Origin of the sequence: Paraburkholderia aspalathi (assembly GCF_900116445.1) — a bacterium.
Classification (GTDB): domain Bacteria; phylum Pseudomonadota; class Gammaproteobacteria; order Burkholderiales; family Burkholderiaceae; genus Paraburkholderia; species Paraburkholderia aspalathi.
Map to the genome: position 1 here is coordinate 74,871 of NZ_FPBH01000020.1, position 19,750 is coordinate 94,620.

19 protein-coding genes and 1 tRNA gene are annotated in these 19,750 nt (G+C 62.0%); 9 read left to right on the forward strand and 11 right to left on the reverse strand.

All coding sequences use genetic code 11. The features are described 5' to 3' along the window. Positions 1 to 12: 12 nt before the first annotated feature. Positions 13 to 804 (reverse strand): hydroxyacylglutathione hydrolase, encoded by a 792-nt coding sequence (gene gloB / locus BM438_RS26885; protein WP_093640382.1) that lies wholly within the window; start codon positions 802 to 804, stop codon positions 13 to 15. Positions 805 to 823: 19 nt separating this feature from the next. Between gloB and BM438_RS26890 the strand changes: the two genes are divergently transcribed. The 5 genes from BM438_RS26890 to BM438_RS26910 all read left to right on the forward strand — a co-directional run bounded on the left by BM438_RS26890 (position 824) and on the right by BM438_RS26910 (position 5,421). After that, the gene (locus BM438_RS26890; protein WP_093640385.1) at positions 824 to 1,687 is read left to right on the forward strand and encodes a class I SAM-dependent methyltransferase; all 864 of its coding nucleotides are present in this window, start codon (positions 824 to 826) and stop codon (positions 1,685 to 1,687) included. Further along, positions 1,684 to 2,130, forward strand: coding sequence for a ribonuclease HI (gene rnhA, locus BM438_RS26895; RefSeq protein WP_093640388.1), 447 nt, complete (start codon positions 1,684 to 1,686; stop codon positions 2,128 to 2,130). Before BM438_RS26890 ends, rnhA begins: the two co-directional genes overlap by 4 nt. 80 nt (positions 2,131 to 2,210) lie before the next feature. Beyond that, positions 2,211 to 2,951, forward strand: coding sequence for a DNA polymerase III subunit epsilon (gene dnaQ, locus BM438_RS26900; protein ID WP_093640391.1), 741 nt, complete (start codon positions 2,211 to 2,213; stop codon positions 2,949 to 2,951). A 48-nt stretch (positions 2,952 to 2,999) separates the two neighbouring features. Beyond that, a tRNA-Val gene (locus BM438_RS26905) sits at positions 3,000 to 3,074 on the forward strand. A gap of 469 nt (positions 3,075 to 3,543) precedes the next feature. Next, a complete protein-coding gene (locus BM438_RS26910; protein WP_093640394.1) occupies positions 3,544 to 5,421 on the forward strand; it encodes an ABC transporter ATP-binding protein in 1,878 nt (625 codons plus the stop codon). An 81-nt stretch (positions 5,422 to 5,502) separates the two neighbouring features. Here BM438_RS26910 and BM438_RS26915 read toward each other — a convergent pair whose 3' ends face one another. From BM438_RS26915 to BM438_RS26925, 3 genes are all read right to left on the reverse strand, one after another. Beyond that, positions 5,503 to 5,967, reverse strand: a complete 465-nt coding sequence (locus BM438_RS26915; protein WP_093640397.1) for a DUF2214 family protein — start codon at positions 5,965 to 5,967, stop codon at positions 5,503 to 5,505. Positions 5,968 to 6,125: 158 nt separating this feature from the next. Further along, entirely contained in the window at positions 6,126 to 6,980 is an 855-nt protein-coding gene (locus BM438_RS26920) for a hypothetical protein (protein ID WP_093640656.1), read from the reverse strand. A 268-nt stretch (positions 6,981 to 7,248) separates the two neighbouring features. Next, on the reverse strand, positions 7,249 to 8,313 hold the full coding sequence (locus BM438_RS26925; protein WP_093640659.1) for a glycosyltransferase family 4 protein: 1,065 nt from the start codon (positions 8,311 to 8,313) through the stop codon (positions 7,249 to 7,251). A gap of 692 nt (positions 8,314 to 9,005) precedes the next feature. On the opposite strand from BM438_RS26925, the gene BM438_RS26930 reads away from it, so the two are divergent. Continuing rightward, a complete protein-coding gene (locus BM438_RS26930; protein ID WP_093640662.1) occupies positions 9,006 to 10,841 on the forward strand; it encodes an ABC transporter ATP-binding protein in 1,836 nt (611 codons plus the stop codon). Between the two features lie 115 nt (positions 10,842 to 10,956). Here the strand turns inward: BM438_RS26930 and otsA are convergent, their stop codons facing one another. Both otsA and otsB read right to left on the reverse strand, forming a co-directional pair. Continuing rightward, positions 10,957 to 12,417, reverse strand: coding sequence for an alpha,alpha-trehalose-phosphate synthase (UDP-forming) (otsA, locus tag BM438_RS26935; protein WP_093640665.1), 1,461 nt, complete (start codon positions 12,415 to 12,417; stop codon positions 10,957 to 10,959). Between the two features lie 67 nt (positions 12,418 to 12,484). Then, positions 12,485 to 13,234: a trehalose-phosphatase gene (gene otsB, locus BM438_RS26940; RefSeq protein ID WP_093640400.1), complete on the reverse strand. Its 750-nt coding sequence runs from the start codon at positions 13,232 to 13,234 to the stop codon at positions 12,485 to 12,487. 474 nt (positions 13,235 to 13,708) lie between these two features. Here otsB and BM438_RS26945 point away from each other — a divergent pair, with 474 nt between their 5' ends. From BM438_RS26945 to BM438_RS26955, 3 genes are read left to right on the forward strand one after another with little or no spacing between them, the layout of a single operon-like run. Then, positions 13,709 to 14,278, forward strand: coding sequence for an SCO family protein (locus BM438_RS26945; protein ID WP_093640403.1), 570 nt, complete (start codon positions 13,709 to 13,711; stop codon positions 14,276 to 14,278). A gap of 18 nt (positions 14,279 to 14,296) precedes the next feature. After that, a complete protein-coding gene (locus tag BM438_RS26950; RefSeq protein WP_093640407.1) occupies positions 14,297 to 14,758 on the forward strand; it encodes a copper chaperone PCu(A)C in 462 nt (153 codons plus the stop codon). Positions 14,759 to 14,767: 9 nt separating this feature from the next. Beyond that, complete coding sequence (locus tag BM438_RS26955) at positions 14,768 to 15,652, forward strand: cytochrome c oxidase assembly protein (protein ID WP_093640410.1); 885 nt, start codon at positions 14,768 to 14,770, stop codon at positions 15,650 to 15,652. A 79-nt stretch (positions 15,653 to 15,731) separates the two neighbouring features. Here the strand turns inward: BM438_RS26955 and BM438_RS26960 are convergent, their stop codons facing one another. From BM438_RS26960 to BM438_RS26980, 5 genes are all read right to left on the reverse strand, one after another. Then, positions 15,732 to 16,226, reverse strand: coding sequence for a GNAT family N-acetyltransferase (locus BM438_RS26960; RefSeq protein WP_093640413.1), 495 nt, complete (start codon positions 16,224 to 16,226; stop codon positions 15,732 to 15,734). A gap of 156 nt (positions 16,227 to 16,382) precedes the next feature. Next, positions 16,383 to 17,363, reverse strand: a complete 981-nt coding sequence (locus BM438_RS26965; RefSeq protein ID WP_093640418.1) for a sensor domain-containing diguanylate cyclase — start codon at positions 17,361 to 17,363, stop codon at positions 16,383 to 16,385. 180 nt (positions 17,364 to 17,543) lie between these two features. Beyond that, positions 17,544 to 18,302, reverse strand: coding sequence for a TraB/GumN family protein (locus BM438_RS26970; protein WP_093640421.1), 759 nt, complete (start codon positions 18,300 to 18,302; stop codon positions 17,544 to 17,546). Between the two features lie 47 nt (positions 18,303 to 18,349). Further along, positions 18,350 to 18,754 carry a hypothetical protein gene (locus BM438_RS26975; RefSeq protein ID WP_093640424.1) on the reverse strand — a complete coding sequence of 135 codons (405 nt, stop codon included), beginning with the start codon at positions 18,752 to 18,754 and terminating at the stop codon, positions 18,350 to 18,352. 102 nt (positions 18,755 to 18,856) lie between these two features. Continuing rightward, positions 18,857 to 19,591, reverse strand: a complete 735-nt coding sequence (locus tag BM438_RS26980) for a hypothetical protein (RefSeq protein WP_093640427.1) — start codon at positions 19,589 to 19,591, stop codon at positions 18,857 to 18,859. Between the last annotated feature and the right edge of the window lie 159 nt (positions 19,592 to 19,750).

The following is a 19,750-nucleotide window of genomic DNA, read 5'->3' on the forward strand; positions in this document are numbered from 1 at the left end:
ATGCTGAACGGGTCAACGGAAGCGGTTTTTCCATTCGCGCATCAGCGTAAATGCCGCCAAACGATCGGACACTTTTTCGTGCAGCTGCTCCTGCAAGGTGGCGCGAATCGCCGGACTGTCGGCGCGCAAAAACGGATTCACGGCGCGTTCGTGGGCGATGGTAGTGGGAAGTGTAGGCACATGGCGCGCGCGTAATTCGCTCGCCGTGTCGCGCCAGGCTTGCAGTTCGGCGTTGCCCGGCTCGCAGGCGAGCGCGAAGCGGATGTTCGACAAGGTGTACTCGTGGGCGCAGTGAACCTCGGTTGCGCCGGGCAGCGCGGCCAGCGAATCCAGCGACGCCAGCATCTGCGTGGGCGTGCCTTCGAACAAGCGGCCGCAGCCACATGCGAACAGCGTGTCGCCACAAAACACGTGCGGCGTGCCGCGCGGGTCGGCCGCCTGAAAATAGGCGATGTGACCGCTCGTGTGACCAGGCACGTCGAGCACGCTGAATTCGAGCGCGGGGGCCGCAATCGTCACGTGATCGCCGTTTTTAAGACGATGCGTGAGATGCTGGATCGCCTCACCAGCGGGGCCGTACACGGGAACGGCCTGGCCGTTCAGCAGATCGGCCACCCCACCGACATGGTCTTGATGATGGTGGGTGAGTAAAATAGCGCTCAGCCGCCAACCCCGTTTCGCCAGATATGCGCGCACGGGGGCGGCCTCACCCGGATCGACGACCACCGCATGATGCCCGTCGGAAACGACCCAGATGTAATTGTCTTCAAACGCCGGGACCGGTACGTACTCGAGCGCATTCATAGGCGACGCATTCTCTGATATGACTGATCGAGCAATTATAGACTGGCCTGCCTGGACCGATTCGCCGCCCGGGCGCTACGTACTCGAGTGGGAACAGACCCAGCTCGATCGCGTGGTGTCCGACGTGTTCGGTTACCATGCGCTGCAACTCGGCCTGCCGCAGCTCGACGCCCTGCGCGAGAACCGCATGCCGTGCCGCGGGCTTGTGCTCGACGCAGCGAGCGGCGCGAGTGCGCCCTACACTTTTCCACGCGGTCTCGGGCGCGCCGGGAACGGCTCGGGCAAGAACATGGGTAACAGCGCCGCGCAAGGTCTGCCCGCGGGTTTGCCTGCGCCCGCTGGGCGCAGCGCGGTCTGGTGCGATCTGCTCGACTTGCCGTTCGAAGCACAAAGCGTCGACCTGATCGTGATGCCGCATACGCTGGAATTCACGAGCGACCCGCACCGGCTGCTGCGCGAAGCGGAGCGCGTGCTGATGCCCGAAGGGCAGTTGATCATTCTCGGCTTCAATTCGCTGTCGCTGTGGGGCGCGCGCCAATCGGTCGGCAAGATGACCGGCCGGCCGTTCGTGCCCGCCGCAGTCGACCTGATCGCCTTCACGCGCCTGAAAGACTGGATCAAATTGCTGGGTTTCGACCTTGAACGCGGGCGCTTCGGCTGCTATCGTCCGCCGCTCGGCAGCGAACAATGGCTGTCCCGCTATGGCTTCATGGAAGCCGCCGGCGACCGCTGGTGGCCGATTTTCGGCGCCACCTACATGATCAAGGCGATCAAGCGCGTGCGTGGCATGCGCCTCGTCGGCCCGCTGAAAGTGAAGAAACCTGTCCTCGCCGCGGGCCTCGCGCCCGCCGCCACTCCGAACACACGCAACCACACTCAATGACTCCCGACATCATCGATATTTATACCGACGGCGCCTGCAAGGGCAACCCCGGCCCTGGCGGCTGGGGCGCGCTGCTGCGCTTCGGCGATCAGGAAAAAGAACTGTTCGGCGGTGAGCCCAACACCACCAACAATCGCATGGAACTGATGGGCGTGATCGGCGCGCTCGAGGCGCTCAAGCGCCCCTGCAAGGCCGTCGTGCACACCGACTCGCAGTACGTGCAGAAAGGCATCAGCGAATGGATTCACGGCTGGAAGAAAAAAGGCTGGATCACCGCCGCGAAGCAACCGGTGAAGAATGCCGATCTCTGGAAACGGCTCGATGCGCTCGTCGCGCAGCACGAAATTGAATGGCGCTGGGTGCGCGGTCACAATGGCCACCCGGAAAACGAACGCGCGGATCAACTGGCCAATCGCGGCGTCGCGTCACTCGCGGAAATGTGACGCGTGCCGTGACGCCCGCGGCGACACCTACGCGCGCGCCCTTCTTTTTTGCTGATTTTTTTAGAGCAGGCTAATCCGACATGCGTCAAATCATCCTCGACACCGAAACCACCGGCCTGAATGCACGAACCGGCGACCGGATCCTTGAACTCGGTTGCGTCGAAATGGTGAACCGCCGGCTCACGGGCAACAACCTGCATTTCTATATCAACCCGGAACGCGAAAGCGATCCGGGCGCTTTGGCGGTCCACGGGCTGACCACGGAGTTTCTGAGCGACAAGCCGAAGTTCGCCGAGATTGCCGATCAGGTTCGCGACTTCATTCAGGACGCGGAGCTGATCATTCACAACGCGCCGTTCGACATCGGCTTTCTCGATGCCGAATTTGCGTTGCTAGGTTTGCCGCCGGTGAAAACCTACTGCGGCGAGGTCATCGATACGCTCGCGCGCGCCAAGCAGATGTTCCCGGGCAAGCGCAATTCGCTCGACGCGCTGTGCGACCGCTTCGGCATCAGCAACGCACATCGCACCTTGCACGGCGCACTGCTTGACTCGGAACTGCTTGCCGAGGTTTATCTGGCGATGACGCGCGGCCAGGAGAGCCTCGTCATCGACATGCTTGGCGATTCGCACGGTGGCGGCGATGCGAGTGCACCGCGCATCGCGATCGATTCGCTGAATCTGGTCGTGATCGCCGCGAGCGACGACGAAGTCGCCGAACATCAGGCCGTGCTCGACGGTCTCGACAAAGCGGTCAAAGGCACGAGCGTGTGGCGTCTCGAAGCGGCTCCGGCTGCGGCCGCGGATGAGCAAACCGCTTAAAAAGTACTAGACGAGTCGAAAAATCCCTGACATAATTCGGCTCTCTTCGGGTGGTTAGCTCAGCGGTAGAGCACTGCCTTCACACGGCAGGGGTCACAGGTTCAATCCCTGTACCACCCACCAGATTCGCTGGTTCCCGAAGAACCGCAAGAGAAAGCCCTTAGACGAAAGTCGAGGGCTTTTTTGTTTTTGATTCAAGTGCGCGTGCGTTGGTAGGCATCTGCGCCCGCTCTGCTTCGAAGTCAACACCGAACTTCCGTACGATTGCGGCGGCCAAATACTGCTGATATAGTCAGTTTTCGGGCACTTGCCCCGTCCATTCCTTCACTTCATTCGACTACAGGGAGGCGTCACATGTTCGCAGTGCATATCGCTCTCCCTGGGATGGCCTCACGACCATTCTCGCGACTTTAAGTTTGTCGCGTTGTCGCTCACGCGGTGCTGCCTGATCAGGCGTTCCGCGCAATTCCCAGACAGTCCGTAGTCCCATTGCCGGCATTGCTGTCAACACAGCGCGGCTCGCTTGACTGTCTCTTCCTTTCGCTTCTTGACTGGAACCTCGGTGCGCTCACGCGCCACCGGGTCGTGGCAAATGACTAGAAAAAAACTCGACTTTCGTGGACAAGCCTTCAAGGACGTCCTCGGCTTTACCTTCCGTCACTGGGCCAAACAGCCCTGGCGCATCTTCGTCACTGCGGCGTTGGTGCTGCTCTCGGCATTGGCCGACGTACTCACGCCGATGTTCGCCGGACGGCTCGTCGACGCGATCGCATCCGGCTCCGCCAGTAACGCCGTCGCGTGGCACGCGGCGATCACGGCCTTCTGCGTGCTGGGTGCGCTCGGGCTCGGCGCCGAGCTGCTTCGTCAAGGCGTGTTCTTCAACCTCATCAGGCTGACGCTCAAGATGATGAGCGAGATCGCCGGCAACGCCTTTCATCGCGTGCAGCGTTTTTCGACAGACTGGCATGCCAACAGCTTCGCCGGATCCACCGTGCGCAAGATCACGCGCGGCATGTGGGCACTCGACCTGCTCAACGACACGTTGCTGGTCGCGTTGCTGCCGTCGCTGGTCATGCTGGTCGGCGCAACGGTGCTGCTCGGCTGGCGCTGGCCGATGATGGGCGCGGTTGTCGGTATCGGTTCGGTGCTGTATATCGCGGTGACCGTGGCGCTGTCACTCGGCTTCGTTGCGCCCGCCGCGCGCCTCGCTAACGCGTGGGACACGCGCATGGGTGGCGCCCTCGCCGACGCGGTCAGTTGCAACGGCGTGGTAAAAGCGTTCGGCGCCGAAGATCGCGAAGAAGCCCTGCTCGAGCGCGTGATCGTCAAGTGGCGTCATCGCACGCGCCGCACGTGGATTCGCGGCACGATCAACGGCGGCGTGCAAGGCAGCATGCTGGTGGCGATTCAGGCCGCCATTCTCGGCGTCGCGTTGCTGTTGTGGGTGCGCGGCGAAGCGAGTGTCGGCGACATCACCTTCGCGCTGACGATGTTCTTCATGCTGCAAGGCTATCTGCGCGACGTGGGCATGCACATCCGCAACCTGCAGCGCTCGGTCAACGACATGGAAGAACTGGTGTCGCTCGAGAGCCAACCGCTGGGTATCGAAGACCGCCCCGGCGCAGGCCCGATCGCGATCGGCAAGGGCGAAATTCGCTTCGAGCACGTTACCTTCCACTACGGTGCGAAAGCCACGCCGCTCTACGACAACTTCTCCGTGCGCATCGCGCCAGGAGAACGCGTCGGACTGGTCGGACATTCGGGTTCGGGGAAGACGACTTTCATCAAGCTGATCCAGCGGCTCTACGACATTTCAGAAGGCCGGATCACGATCGACGGTCAGGATATCGCCCGTGTGCGGCAGGCGTCGTTGCGCAGCCAGATCGCGATCGTTCAGCAGGAGCCGGTGCTGTTTCACCGCTCCTTGGCGGAGAACATCGCCTATGCCCGGCCCGATGCGAGCCGTGCCGAGATCGAACGCGCCGCGAAGCTCGCGAGTGCGCACGGCTTTATCTCGGCGCTGCCTCAAGGCTACGACACGCTGGTGGGCGAGCGCGGTATCAAGCTTTCGGGTGGTGAACGTCAGCGCGTCGCGATCGCGCGGGCGTTTCTCGCGGACGCGCCGATCCTGATTCTGGACGAAGCGACTTCGAGCCTCGATAGCGAAAGCGAAGTGCTGATCCAGCAGGCCATGGAACGGCTGATGATGGGCCGCACGACGCTGGTGGTGGCGCACCGCCTCTCCACCGTGCGAGCGCTGGACAGACTGCTGGTGCTGGACAAGGGCAAGGTCATCGAGGAAGGCAGTCACGAGGCGTTGATCAGACTCGAGAATGGCTTGTACAGGCGCTTGTTCGAACGTCAGGCGCTGGAGTTGATCAAGGGCCTGGGCGATTCGGAGGTCGCGCACAAGACCAATGCCGCGAAAGCGAATCGACTCGATGATTCGGACTTGCTCGTCGAGAAGTAAATTAAGAAGAAGCATGCGGGACGTCCTGCAGAAGCCGCCGTAACAGGCGCTTTCTGCAGGCGCTCGCCCCCTAACGCACGCCTACACCACGCCCGCAGGCAGCCCGATACCACGCGCCATGCCGGTCGCCGCGAACACCATCAACACCAGCAGCACGGTCTGGATCACACTGAAACGCGCATACGTACGCGCCTTTCGCAAATCAGGCGTGGCGCCTTTTCTGATGCTGGCGCGCCAGCGCATCAGGCCGAGCATCGTCGGGACTTCGAGAATGAGGATCAGCACGAGCAGCGTCATCTTCAAGTGAAAGAGCGGCTCATGCAGGTAGTAGTCGGCGCCCTTTTCGAAACCGCCGAAGGCGCGCATCAGACCGGTGACGATCAGCACTAAAGCCGAAAGACCCCAGCGCGAGTCGGAGCGGAATACGGATCGCAGCGCAGCAGGCACGCTGGCTCGCCGAAGTGACCAGGTGCGCCGGAGAATCGACGCGAGGGCGAAGCCATAAGCAAGTAGATGAAGGGCGGCAAGCAACCAGCGAACCAGCATAGCGACTCCTGCAAACGACGCAATACGATCGATGTATCTCTCACTCGCCCGCCGAAACGCCGGGCGGCACTTTTTCTTACATGTCTTATTATCGACTACCGCACTTTACGACGTCTGCTTCACCCGCGCGTTGTAGCTGACCGAACGAAGCGACAGTTTCAGACTTGCCGCAACGATGTGTCGAGCGCTCGCGCGGCGACCCGATCGCCCTCGGTAGTCAGCGCGGTGCGGAACACGGTTTGCCGGTTGTGGCCCGCCGCAGCCGGCGAATCCCACAGCAATTCGATTTTCGGACGTCGGCCGAAGCCGCCGCGCACCAGCGCAGGCGCGCCGACCGAACCGAGCGGCGCCGCAGGTCCACCCGCCTCGCCGGCAACACCGAACGCCACCGCAGGAGCAGGCGCCGACGGCGCGCTCATGCCAGGGGCCGCCGCCCAGCGCACGGACAATTCGCGGGCGTCGTACTGCCCTACCTTGCGACGCTCGGCCCAGACGACCACCGTGCGTGTGGCCGGATCGAGCGCGACCGCATAGCGGCCGATCGCAAAGCGTCGCGCAGCGATATTGGTTCGCCACAGCGCGCGCGGCCGGCAAATCCACACGACCGCCGCGTACAACGCCGGTGCCGCCAACAGCCAGCCGTTGGTAGCCGCCACCGCCTGCGCGGCGCGCCGCCAACCGGCACTCGCCGCAAATGCGCCGACCGACCAGACAGCAAACAGGAATCCGAGGAAAGCAAACAGACGCACCGCCTGACGCAACCATTGCGGCAGCGGATGCAACGGACGCTCAGCCACCGCGCGGGCACCCGGCAGGAAGATCAGCAAGAACAGGAACACCAGGTTGATGCACGCCCACGGCGAGGACACCATCGCGGACAACGACGCGCCCAGGTCCATCTGCGCCATCGAAAAAAGCCAGCGAGTGAGGAGCACGAGACCGATGGCGCGCAGCGCGAAAATCATTCCGGCGCCGGGCGCCGCGTTCGCACGCGTCTCTTTCGTTCTCGCCAAAGCATCCTCCTGTCGTCGACGGCGCCGCAGCCAGATTTGCGGCAGGGCCATTATAGGGATATTACCGAGACAGGCTCATGCTTGCCGGTCCCAAAACCGTACTTTCTGCCGCATACGCGCAAAATCGCGGCGCGCATGCAACAACGCCCCGCAGGCGAGATGCACGCGGGGCGTTGCTGGGGCAGCCGGACCATCGATCACTGGGCGCCGAAAGTGCGCGCCCGGCGAGCCGGTCTGGCTGCTTTTACGTACCGTACTTAGCTGGCGCTCAGCTGGCGTTAACTTCGCGCAGCACCGTGCGATGCTTCTGACGCAGCAACTCTTCGTAGGCGGCGACGTAGTTCTGCGCCATCACTTTCGACGAGAAGCGCGATTCGAATGCGGCACGCACCTTGGTGCGCGGCAGCGTGTGCAGACGCTTCACTGCGGCGACCGCACTGATTTCGTCTTCGACGACAAAACCCGACACGCCGTTTTCGATCACTTCCGGCACCGAACCACGGTTGAACGCGATCACCGGCGTACCGCAAGCCATGGCTTCGATCATCACCAGACCGAAGGGCTCCGGCCAGTCGATCGGGAACACCAGTGCATGCGCGTTGCCGAGGAACTCACGCTTTTCGGCTTCGCCGATTTCGCCAATGTATTCGACGTGCGGCAGCGCCATCAGCGGCTTGATCACTTCTTCGTAATAGGCACGATCGGCCTTGTCGATCTTGGCGGCGACCTTGAGTTTCATGCCTGCCTGGCCGGCGATGCGGATCGCACGGTCGAGACCCTTCTCCGGCGAGACGCGGCCAAGGAATGCGAGGTAGCCCGGCTCGACGTCCTTGATCGGCGTGAGCACGTTTTCCGGCAGGCCGTGATAAACGGTTTGCAGCCAGTTCGCCTGTTGCAGCGGGATGCGCTGGTTGTCCGAAATCGACACCACCGGCACGTCGTTGAACGTGTTGAAGATCGGCTGCAGTTCCGGCAGATCGAGACGGCCGTGCAGCGTGGTCAGGAACGGCACCGGCTGGCGGGCGAACAGCGAGAACGGGTAGTAGTCGATGTGGAAATGCAGCACGTCGAATTCGTCCGCACGGCGGCGCACTTCTTCGAGCAGCAGCATGTGCGGCGCCATCACGTCGCGGATGGTCGGGTCGAGGCGCAATGCCTGCGGCCAGAACGCTTCGAGCTTCGCCGAGGTTTGCGAATCGCCGCTTGCGAAAAGCGTGACGTCATGGCCCTGTTCAACCAGCGCTTCGGTCAGGTAGGACACCACGCGTTCCGTCCCGCCGTAAAGCTTGGGAGGAACCGCCTCGTGCAAGGGAGCGATTTGAGCGATTCGCATAATGAAGAACTCCTCGTAAAAAATCAGGCAAAAGTACTGCGTTTGGTAAAAGCGATTCGCTTGCTCGCCAGGGCAGTCTGGCCGGATATGCCGGCGCGGGCCTGATTCTTTCGAGAAATCCTGCGATGGATCGCTTGGGTAGTGAGCCCAGATCAGCAGTTTGCTGTCTGCGCATGTGCCGGTAAACGCACACATGACACCTACGTTGACAAACTGTCAGATATTTCGGTGGGCTAGCAGAGCATGCATTATCAATGCCGGGGATCTCGCTGCACCACAACATTTCAAAGTCTTTACGTTGTTACAAAGGCGAAACACTTTACAAACCCTTGTTTTATAAGACAGTTCTACAGTAGCAACTGGCTTGCAACGCTGACCCGAATACGGCAGCTGTAAGGTCCTGAGTCAACTTTGCCGGCAGGCATTGAAGAAATGCCGCACCGCAGTTGAATGCAATTTGTAATTATATCCCGAAATATTCCGCAGCCTGCGTGAACCACCGCCCGATCGGCGGGTCGAGCAACAGTAGGTCGCGGTCGTCTATCGCGAAATCAGTCGCGCCATCGCCCGGATACACAGGGCGCAATCGCTTTTGCATGTTTACAATGCGAAGCATCGGCTTCGCGGCGAACGCTTTTGCTGTGGCCCATGCCTTGCATGCACAACCTGAAACACACCGACCTCACGATCAATTGGAACACTTAACCATCGCCCAGCGTAACGCCCAGAACGCAAAGCTTGCGAGCTATGCGCACAGGCCGCTTGCGTTTCTTTTCCGCTTTATTCGCCGCCATCCGCTCGCGCATGCGATCGTCCTGTGCAGCGTGTTCGCGGCCGTGGGCTGTGCGCTCGCTTCGCAATACGCGATCAAGCATCTGATCGATGTGCTCGGCGAAGGCCGGCATCATCCCGGTCCGCTGTGGGGCGCGTTCGCCATCCTGGTTGGTTTGATCGCCGCCGACAACCTGCTGTGGCGGGTCGGCGGATGGGTGGCCGCGCATACCTTCGTGGCCGTGACTGGCGACCTGCGGCGCGATCTTTTCCAGTACCTAAGCGGCCATTCGCCGACTTACTACTCGGAAAAACAGCCGGGCATGCTGGCGAGCCGCATTACGGCAACCTCGAACGCGGTCTACACCGCCGAGAACACCACCGCCTGGAACGTGCTACCGCCATGTATCGCGGTGCTCGGCGCGATCGTCATGATCACCGCCGTGAATCCGCTGATGGCCGGCGGCCTGATGCTGTGCTCGGCCATTCTGTCGGTCGTGCTTTACAAGCTTGCCGGGCGTGGCTCGGCGCGGCATCACCATTTCGCCACCAAAGCGGCGTCAGTGGACGGTGAGTTGGTCGACGTGATCAGCAACATGGGCCTCGTGCGCGCCTTCGGCATGACGTTTCGCGAGCAGCAACGTTTCGGCGCGACCGTCAAAGCGGAGATGGAAGCGCGCCAGCAGAGCCTGCTGTATCTGGAAAAGCTGCGCCTGCTGCATGCGGTGATCACGGCGCTGCTCTCAGCCGGCTTGCTCGGCTGGGCGCTGTGGCTGTGGGATCAAGGGAAGGCGACCTCCGGCGACATCGTGCTGGTCAGCTCGCTCGGCTTCACGATTCTGCACGGCACGCGTGATCTGGCCGTGGCGCTGGTCGACGTCACGCAACACGTCGCGCGGCTCGCGGAAGCGGTTCGCACCCTGCTCGAGCCGCACGGCATGCCGGACCGCGATGGCGCCACCGAACTCGTGCCGCAAGGCGGCCGGGTCGATTTCGAAGCCGTGACGTTCGCCTACCCGCGCCGCCGGCCGATTCTCGATCACTTCGATCTGCATATCGAGCCGGGCCAGCGGGTCGGCCTGATCGGCAAGTCGGGCGCGGGCAAATCCACCGTGCTGGCGCTGCTGCAGCGTTTCTACGAGACGCAGGGCGGCGCCATCAAGATCGACGGCCAGGACATCGCCGCGATTACCCAGGACAGCTTGCGCCACGCAATCGCGCTGGTGCCGCAGGATATTTCCCTGTTCCATCGCACGGTGTACGAAAACATCGCCTACGGCCGCCCTGAGGCGACCCGGGAAGAAGTGGTCGCCGCCGCGCGCGAAGCCCGCTGCAGCGATTTCATCGAAGCCATGCCGGAAGGCTTCGACACGATCGTCGGCGACCGTGGCGTGAAGCTCTCCGGCGGACAGCGCCAGCGCATCGCGATTGCGCGCGCGATCCTGAAGAACGCACCGATCCTGCTGCTCGACGAAGCAACCTCGGCGCTCGACAGCGCATCGGAAGAAGCGATTCAGAAGGCCCTCGACCGCCTGATGGTGGGCCGCACGGTGATCGCGATCGCACACCGGTTGTCGACGCTGAATAACTTCGACCGGATCATCGTGATGAGCCAGGGCAAGGTTATCGACGACGGCAGTCCGGAAGAGTTGCGCCAGCGGCCGGGCCTTTATCGCGATCTGCTCTCGAAGCAGTACGGCAAGGGCACCACGCTGCATGTCGGCGGCAAGAAGGTGGATGAACAGCACGTGGTCTAGTCAACACACCGCCTTCTGCTGATTCAGCGAGAATCGCAGCAGCAACAAACAAAAAAGCCGCTTCCGAGCGGCTTTTTTGTTTTCCAGAGGCAATTCTAATCGGCCTCGAAACCACCTATCCGACCGTGGTTTCGCGCGCCGTCTTCTTGCCCGATCCGGCACGCACCTTCACGGTTCTGGTGCTTTTCGCACCATCGACGCGCTGAAGATCGCGCATGAAGTTGTCGCGCCACACCGATACGTTGTTCTCGCGCAATTGCACCATCATGTCGCGATGCCGCGCCTGGCGCTCCACAAGCGGCATCTCCAGCGCTCTCGCCAACGCCTCGGCCATACCGTCGATATCGACCGGATTCACGATCAGCGCACCATCCAGTTCCTGCGCGGCGCCGGCAAAGCGTGACAGCACGAGCACGCCCGGATTGTCCGGATCCTGCGCCGACACGTACTCCTTGGCGACGAGGTTCATGCCGTCGCGCAACGGCGTGACGTAGCCGACATGCGCGGTACGAAACAGCGCAGCCAGCACCGAGCGCTCGTACTGCTTATGGATGTACAGGATTGGTGTCCAGTCCAGTTCGGCAAAACGGCCATTGATGCGCCCCGACTCCCCTTCGAGTTGCAGGCGGATGTCCTGATACGCGTTCATGTCGGCCCGCGTCGGCGGTGCGATTTGGAGGAACGACACCTGGTTGCGTTGCGCGGTGAAATGTTCCAGCAAGCGCTCGAACGCGCGGAAACGTTCGACCAGCCCCTTCGAATAATCGAGGCGGTCCACGCTCATGATCAGCTTGCGCGAATGCAGTGCCGTCTTCATCGTGCGAACCGGCTTGCCGCGCTCGCCCGCCTTCGCGAGTTCGGCGATTTCGTCCGGATAGACGCCGATCGGATACGCCGCCGCGCGCAAGGTGCGGCCGAACGCATGGACGGTGAGCGGGCCGCTGGCGGATATGTCGACCGTGCCGTTCGCCTCATTGACGATGTAGTCGCAGAACGCCCGCAAATCCGGCGCGGTCTGGAAGCCGAGCAGATCGAACGAACACAGCGCTTCGACCAGCTCGCGATGCGGCGGCACGGCCAGCAATACCTGCGATGCCGGAAACGGAATATGCAGAAAGAAGCCGATGCGATTCTTCACGCCGGCCGCGCGCAACGCCTGGGCGAACGGAATCAGGTGATAGTCGTGGACCCAGATCACGTCGTCTTCGCGCAACAGCGGGACCAGTTGCTGGGCGAGCCACGCGTTGACGCGGCAATAGCCTTCGAAGTCGTGCCGGTCGTATTGCAGAAGATCGGCGCGATAGTGGAACGCGGGCCACAGCGTGGCGTTCGAGAAACCGCGGTAGTACTGGTCGTAGTCGCGGCGCATCAGCGCGATGGTCGCGAAGGTCACCGGTCCGCGCTCTTCCACCTTGATCTGCGGCTGGCCCGAGCTCAGCACATCGCCGCTCCAGCCGAACCACATGCCGCCGGTTTCCTTCAGCGCGTCGTACACGCCGACTGCCAGGCCGCCCGCCGCCGGGCCGCCCTCCGAGATCGGCGCAACCCGGTTCGATACGATGATCAGTCGGCTCATGAAGCGCGATTCCCGATGCAGTAAGTCATAGTCGTTAGGGGATGAGGCGCCACGGGCGGTGTCAAGATCACGCTCCGCGCGCGGCCGCGACAATCGATTCCAGCCAGTCGAGCAGCGCCGTGACCGACTCGATTCGCGTATGCGCCATCGTGTCGCCCGCGCCTACCTTGATCGACAGGCCACCGCGCTCGTTGACGACGGCAAAGCCTTTCTCGTCGGTCAGATCGTCGCCGGCAAACACCGGCGTGCGGCCCACGAATGGCGGCTCTTCCAGGAACGCGTGCATCGCGCGGCCCTTGTCGACGTCCTTCGGCTTGATTTCGTAGACCATCTTGCCCGGCTGCAACACATACGAACCGGGATAATCGGCCACCAGCCGCTCGGTCGCTTCGCGCGCCACCAGCTCGCGGTCGGGCGCGTTGCGGTAGTGCAGCGCGAGCGCCGCCCCTTTGATCTCGAGCAGCATGCCGGGATGTTCGTTGACGACCTGCGCGAGCACCTGCTCCATACGCAACAGGCGCTCGTCGTGAAAACCGATGCGCTGTGTGTCGCCGTTCGCGTCGCGCCGCTCGGCGCCATGGAGACCCGCGATCGGCAGATCGGGCATGCCGAGAAAACTGTCGATGCTGTCGATACCGCGGCCCGACACGATCGCGACCGCGCCGTTCGTGAGATTGCGCAACTCGGTCAGCAGCCCGATCACGCGCGGTTGCACCAGCACGCCGTCCGGCGTGGGCGCGAGTTCGACGAGCGTGCCGTCGAAGTCGAAGAAAAATGCCGTCTCACCAGGAGACAGAACAGCCGGAAGTGCTTGCATCGGTTAATTTTGCCTTTCAGCCTTCTGTGGCCGGAAAAGTGTGCGCATCTTACCGCGCATCCGTCAATTTTTCGAGAAAGTAAGCCGGGACACAAGCCTGGCAGGCCGGCGCAGCCGACGCCGCTCACGATTGCGTTCAAAAAGAGAACAATCGGGCTTCAGCGAGCTTTCAGTCGCCTGCGTCAAATTGCCTCGCAAACCGCGCGCCCGCGGGCGCTGCGCGACGTCATCGGAGATTTTGCGATACAGTCGCTGCCACGCAGACCATTGCAGCGACGACGCTATTTGCACACCATGACGGGCCGCGCGCCTGGCACGAATCAACCGAGTCAGTTTACGGGCAGCGTCAGGCGCTGCTCTTCAATCGAGTCATTGAACCCTGCTTTGTTCCCCATCCTCTCGTCCCGCCACCAACAGTCGAACCTCTTAACGCCACGCCGGCCGTGGCCCGGGCGCCTCGTCGCGTTGACCGCCATGGTGGGCGCACTCGCTGCGCTAACCGGCTGCACGCATCCCGCCGAACCATTCCAATTGACCAATGTGACCGGCCACTTGCCGGATCTCGACTTCACGCTAACTGGCGACGACGGCCGCGCCGTAACCGGTGATTCGTTCAAAGGCCGCACGTCGCTCGTCTACTTTGGTTATACGCATTGTCCGGACGTCTGCCCAGAAACGATGGGCCGACTGATGCAGGTGCTCGGCAAACTCGGCCCGGACGCGCAAAAAGTGCGCATCCTGTTCATCACCGTTGATCCGGCGCGCGACACGCCCAAAGCGCTGCATGACTACGTCGGCGCCTTCGACTCGCAGCACGCCGAAGGCCTGACCGGCACCGACTGGCAGATCGAGTCGCTCGCCAAGCGGTACCGGGTCGCCTATCAGATGGAAAAGCGCGACCCCAACGGCAACTACGAAGTCACCCATAGCTCGGCCGTCTACGTGTTCGACCCGCAAGGCCACGCGCGCCTGCTCGCCACCGATCACGATACGCCCGATGCGATCGCACAAGACCTGCGCCGCATCGTTGATGACCGTTCCTGACCTTTCCCGAGTTCACTCATGTCGATCAAGATCAAAACGTTCGCCGCACTGAGCTGCACCCTCGCCCTCTCATTCGGTTTCGCATCGGCCGCGCATGCCGCCGGTGCGAACGCGATCAGCGTCAAGGACGCGTGGGTGCGCTGGCTGCCGAACAATCTCCCCGCCGCCGGCTACGTGACGCTGGTGAACGCGAGCGACAAGCCGGTCGACCTCGTCGATATTTCCAGCAACGACTACGGCGACGCGATGCTGCATCAAACCGTATCGAACGGCTCGACACAAAAGATGGTGATGGTCGACAAGCTGACGGTGCCCGCACACGGCCAGGTGGCGATCGCGCCGGGCGGCTATCACGTGATGCTCGAAGACGCGAAGCACAAGGTCGCTCCGGGCGACACCGTGCATCTGACGTTGAAGTTCTCCGACGGCGAAACGGTCGATACACCGTTCGCCGTCAAGTCGCCCGCCCAGACCAAGTAACGCCTCGCGATGAACCTGCTCTACTGGCTCGACCCCTGGGAGTTTTCGCCGACCGTCATCATCGCCTTGCTGGTGCCGGCGATTCTTTTCGTGCGCGGTGCGCACAAGGCGAAGGTGTCGATTCGCCGGCGCATTTCCTTCTGGTTCGGGCTGGTGGCGTTGTACGTCGCGCTGCATACGCGGCTCGATTATTTCTTCGAGCATGAGTTCTTCATGCATCGCGCGCAGCATCTGGTGCTGCATCACCTCGGGCCGTTCTTTATCGCCCTCTCCTATCCGGGCGCCGCGTTGCGCGCGGGCATTCCATTCAGCTGGCGGCAACGCTTCGTGCGGCCTGCGCTGGAGACGCCGGTAGTACGCAAGCTGCTCGACGTGGTGATGCATCCGGTGGTCGCCGTCACGTTGTTCGTCGGCTTGATCTACTTCTGGCTGATGTCGCCAATTCATTTCATGGCGATGCTCGACTGGCGGCTTTATCGCGTGATGAACTGGAGCATGGTGATCGACGGGCTGCTGTTCTGGTGGCTCGTGCTCGATCCGCGCCCGGCGCCGCCGGCGCGTTTGTCGCCCGGCAAGCGCGTACTGGTGGTGATTGCTGCGATTCCGCCGCAGATCATGCTCGGCGCGTTTATCTTCTTTACGCCGCGCGAACTGTATCCGATCTACTCGATTTGCGGCCGCGCCTTCACGTGGCTGAGCCCGATGCGCGATCAGCAAATCGGCGGGCTGTTGCTGTGGATTCCGGGCTCGATGATGAGCGTGATCGGCGCGCTGTTGGCGTTGCGTCACTGGATGCGCTTGTCGGCACGCGGACGGCTGCGCAGCGAGCGGCGCGTCAAGGCGACGCACGGTTTGACGCAGCCCGCGTCAGCGCCTGCGAGCAGCCAGCGCTAAGCATTCTCGAATCGATTGAAGTCGCGGCGGTTGAAGCCGGTCGGCGCGCGAACGCCGAGTCCGGTTGCGCCCTGGCTTTTCAGGCCGAACGCATCCACACGTGCGGGATGCCGTCCTCTTCGTGAATCTCCGACACCGGCGTAAAGCCGAATGCCCCGTAAAAGCCTTGCAGATGCGCCTGCGCATGCAAACGGATCGGCGTACCCGGCCACTGCGCGCGGATATGCGCGAGCGAGCGTTCGAGCATCGCGTTGCCGACGCCGATGCCGCGGAATTCCGCCGTGGTCAGTACGCGGCCAATGCGGATATCGGTGTCGTCGGCGTCCGGCAACAGCACGCGCAGATAGCCCGCGAGCGCCGGCTTCTTTTCACCGGGGCCAAAGGCAAACAGGTGCCAGGCATCTGAATCGAGCCCGTCGATATCGCCATACAAGCAGTTCTGCTCGATGACGAACACCGCGCTGCGCGCGGCCAGCATCGCGTAAACTTCCGCGGCCGTGAGGTCTTCGAACGCTTTCCAGCGCCATTCGAGTTGCGCCAGTCGCGTGCTGGCAGTTTGCTGCGGTTCAGTCATGGGAAGGCTTCAAAGAGAGGTGCGCCAGCAGGGGTGGCGGCAATGCGAAATTATGCCGCGCGTGGGGATCTTAGACTATGCCGCGCAGATCCTGGCGAGTTCAGCTGCGACCCACGACCGACGCCCCACCCGCACGCACGCTTCATTCGGCCGCGCTCAACCGCCGCGCGCCGCCCGCGCTTTCGACGCCTGTTTGTGGCTATACATCGCCGCATCGGCCGCCGCGAGCAATTCGGCGATTGACGCATGGCGCTCAGGATCGTACTGAATCTGGCCGACGCTATAGCGGATCTGATAACCACGCTGGGCCTCGGCATTGCGCTCGTCCAGCAGTTTCGTGAGACGTTGCGTGACCTCCAGCGTTTCCATGCTGCCCGAGTCGGTCAGAAGCGCGACGAACTCGTCGCCGCCGAGTCGCCCGATCACATCGCTTTCGCGCAGCGCAGAGCGCAACACCTCGGCGAAGGTCTTCAATGCGCGGTCGCCTTCCGCGTGGCCGTGGGTATCGTTAATCAGCTTGAAATCGTTCAGATCGAAAAACAGCAGCGACGCCGGTTTGTCCATCCGCTTGCAGACATTCAACGCATGTTGCGCGAGCGCTTCGAAACCGCGGCGGTTCGACAACAACGTCAGGTCGTCGAGTGTGGCCAGTTGCACCGCCACCAGTTCCTGTTCGGCCATACGCGCCAGATCGCGCAACAACTCGCGCTCTTCCTCGTCAAGGCCGCGTGGCTTTACGTCGATCAGACAAAGCGTGCCGAGCTTGCTGCCGTTCGGAACCGTAAGGGGACAGCCGGCATAGAAACGGATATTCGGATTGTTCGTGACGAGCGGGTTATCGTGGAAACGCTCGTCCGCCAGCGTGTCGGGGATCATCAGGATTTCGTCGCCGAGAATTGCGTGTGCACAGAACGACACGTCGCGAGAAGTCTCACTCGCGGTCAAGCCGACGCACGATTTGAACCACTGCCGGTCCGCATCGACGATGCTCACGAGCGCGATCGGCACGCCGAATAGCCGTTTGGCGAGACGCGTCAGCCTGTCGAAGCGCTCTTCGGGCAAGGTATCCAGGATGTTCAGCGCACGCAGTGTGTCGAGGCGGGCACTTTCATTAACGGGCGTCAGTGGGACATGCATGTCGTATTCCGTAGAGCCATGGAGGTTGACCGGCGTCGCAGGCACATAGTGTATAGCGGCATCCATACCGTCGGATTGAGCCCGGCTACTGGAGTTCCGCCTGATTGCGCCCTAATCCGGGCCCGCTATCCCGGTATTGACGGTGAATTGCGCCGACGCTGCCGCCCGGCGGCAAATCCGCTAGCAGCTTAAGAAAACCGGCTCGACGGGCTGTGCGAGACAGTCGATCAGGTTACCGGGCCCACACAGATGCAGCGCGCCCACCACCACCAGGGTGCGCTCCGGCCGCCCGAGCAGCGCCGTCACGCGCGCCGCCCACGCGCGATTGCGCGCATCGAGAATGGCATGGCGGATGCCGGGCAGATTGAACATTGGCGACTCGACAGCGATCTGGTGCACGGCTTCCAGATCGCCATGCAACCACGCGGCGTGCATCCGCTCGAGCGTGCGCTGCGGTTCGCCGAGATCGGACATCAGCATGCCGAGCGCGGTGCCAACTGCTTCAAGCGAAATCGATTCGAGCGATGCCGCCACGTCCTGCGCGGTCTCGAGATACTGGTACGGTTTGGCTTGCGTGAGCGCCGAGCGCAGCATGCGCGGCTCGACGCCTTCGACGACCTGCTGGAACAGCGTCGGCGCGACGATCAGTGCGGCCCAAGGACGTAGCTCGACGAGCGGTGCCAACGGGCCCTCGACGGGCCACACAGCCTGGAGCTGATTCCAGGCATCGGCGGAGAGCAAAGGCCGCAACTGATCAGCACCGCCTTGCGCGGGAGCCTTGAGAAACGGCAGGATCGTCGGCGGATCGGATTCGAATACCAGCGATTCGGCCCAGTCATACGCTTCGGCGATCCATGGCGGCGTTCTGCGGCTCGTCGCTGGAAACAGATGCATCGAGCCGAGCAGACGGACGTTGGTGCCGGTGAGTTGTAGGTACATGCAGCCTCGTGTAGACGGGCAATTGCGCAAAGCGGCAATCGGGCAATTCAATCAGCGGCGCGCGGGGCGGCGGCCCGACTCGCGGCCCCTCGCCATGCGGTCCGCACCGTGAACGCGACGAACAGCAGGAAAGCGATCTGCGAAACGTACAGGTCCAAGCGGATCGGATAGTGCAACGCGAACCATGAATTGTGCACCACGTCCGTGAAGATGACAGCGACGCAGAGGATCAGCCCTGCTCTCGGACTCAACAGCAATAGCAGAACCGTTAGCGGATCGATGAAGAGCAGCGACGTCCAGTAGATTTGTGTCAGCGGCGCCGCGCCGCCGTAGTCCCACCCGAGCCCGTGGATCAAAGCCACCTGCAGATGCGTCCAGGTGGCGCCGCAGAGACACAGCGCGTAGATCAGGCGTAAATAGAAGGAGCGGCGAACGGGATTTGAGATACGCATGTCTTATCCGTTTTGCATGCAGGAAGGATTAAAAAAGCCCCGACGTACGGGGCTTTTTCTTTTACGCAGCAAAAGCGGACAGTTTAATCGTCAACATTCGAATCATTCCGTGCCTCTTTTGAACGACTCCAGTTCGCCTGTATAGCGCTCGTTTCGCACACCATTACTGCCGTAATATTCTTCCACTGACTTTACCCAGCGGCCAATCTCAGGCACATACCAGAACGCTTTATAAGTGCGTCCGGTCACCTGAACGGGGCCGGTTTTCTGTGCGTGAGTGATCATGGCGGTGTCGCCTTGCTGCGTCTGCACGGCTTGAGTGACGGTCTGAGTCGGCTCGAGTTGCGCAACCCATTCGCCTTCCGCTTCGACTTTAATCGCCTGGAATTTTCCTGCCGGTACCTCGACGGTTTCAGTATCCACCACCCGATACTGGCTGCTCCACTTTTGCGAAGCGAAGGTCTTGTTCGGATGCTGTTCCGTATATTCGAGGTTCCAGGTTTTGCCCGGCGATAGCGGGAAAACGAACGGCCGATTGACGACCACCTCCGCGCCATTCACGTTGCGCTCTCGGCTCCAGTCGGCGCCTGCTATCACTTCGTTCGGCACCTGGGTCGAGCCCGCCTGCTTCGAGGTGTAATAAATGTGGGCAGGGGTTGCGCGCAGGACCGTCACTTCGTCGTGCGTCTGGCGCCATATTGAAGGCGTTTTCTCAAAGGTGTTGACGTAGGTCCACGAATCCCCGCCTTTAATGTCGGGAGGCGGTGCCGATTGCGCGATCGCCAGCAGTGGCAACCCAATGGTAAACAGCACAGCAGCGGTTATGTTTTTTTTCATTGGTCGTATGTTGTATTAACAGCGGGTTTGCCCTGCCCCGTGCTTTCGCGACCTGGAAACATCTAGAACCATTGCATCGTATCTCTAACGATGTTTCCGAATATGCGAAGCAGCCTGAGCTACTTTACATGATCGGCGCCGAACCGCCAGCGATCAATG